Source organism: Bartonella rattimassiliensis 15908 (assembly GCF_000278215.1).
In the GTDB taxonomy this organism is placed as follows: Bacteria; Pseudomonadota; Alphaproteobacteria; order Rhizobiales; family Rhizobiaceae; genus Bartonella; species Bartonella rattimassiliensis.
Genome location: NZ_JH725064.1, coordinates 629428 through 630318, shown reverse-complemented (window position 1 = coordinate 630318; position 891 = coordinate 629428). Strand labels below are relative to the sequence as shown.

Here is an 891-nt window from a genome sequence, read left to right as displayed (position 1 = left end):
GCTATACGAAAATTGACCACTTCAGCACCAGATGACATTGTTTTGCTTTCTGGATTGGCACCTAAATGACCAATTAAAATCACTTTATTAAGCATATTTGTAAGTTCCATTAAATGATGTAAAGACCATAACATGATTTAAATATTTTCACAATATTTTCAATTGATAAAAAAGATTTTTTCATATAAAGATTAAAATTTACATTATTTATTTCGTTGTTTATAAACTACATATGTTTATTATTAAGAAAACAATATACTTCACTAAATGGTTAAATTCTTTAAGAGACAAACAAGCGCAAAAGAAGATTGCTATGCGTATTTTGCGTCTTGAATATGGCCTTTTGGGTGATGTTAAGTTCTTCAATGGCATAGGTGAGTTACGCATCCACTATGGTGCTGGCTACCGAATTTATTTTGTAAAAAGAGAAAAAGAGATTATTTTATTATTAAACGCAGGCAATAAATCAACCCAACAAAAGGATATCGAAAGAGCCCTTCAATTAGTAAAAGAGATTAACAATGAAAATAACACCATTTGATGCTAGTGAATTTTTTAAAACCACTGAAGATTTTAAAGAATTATTACAAGATGCTTTAGAAACTAAAAATAGTGGTTATATTTCGCATGTATTAGGAATTATTGCACGTAAACGGGGAATGACTGCAATTTCTCATGAAACAGGGTTAAATCGTGAGTCTCTTTATCGCTCTTTAAGTAAAAAAGGTGACCCACGGCTTTCTACTTTCTTTAGTGTTTTGGATGCTTTAAATTTACAAATCAGTTTAAAATAACCTACTGAATCTAAAGAATGAATCTCATTTTTATTTTACTAAATGGCTTGCCTATTTGCACGTATTGTGTAATAAAGAGATGTTCGTCTACTTTCGA

General features: G+C 29.9%; 3 protein-coding genes. 2 read left to right on the top strand and 1 reads right to left on the bottom strand.

What is annotated here, in order from left to right:
- Positions 1 to 95 (bottom strand): single-stranded DNA-binding protein (locus MCY_RS10295; protein WP_040296486.1); only part of this gene is annotated, 95 nt, incomplete at its 3' end.
- 137 nt (positions 96 to 232) lie between these two features.
- On the opposite strand from MCY_RS10295, the gene MCY_RS02705 reads away from it, so the two are divergent.
- Both MCY_RS02705 and MCY_RS02700 read left to right on the top strand, forming a co-directional pair.
- Positions 233 to 541: a type II toxin-antitoxin system RelE/ParE family toxin gene (locus MCY_RS02705; protein WP_007346833.1), complete on the top strand. Its 309-nt coding sequence runs from the start codon at positions 233 to 235 to the stop codon at positions 539 to 541.
- Positions 522 to 794, top strand: a complete 273-nt coding sequence (locus MCY_RS02700) for an addiction module antidote protein (RefSeq protein ID WP_007346832.1) — start codon at positions 522 to 524, stop codon at positions 792 to 794. Before MCY_RS02705 ends, MCY_RS02700 begins: the two co-directional genes overlap by 20 nt.
- Positions 795 to 891 lie beyond the last annotated feature (97 nt).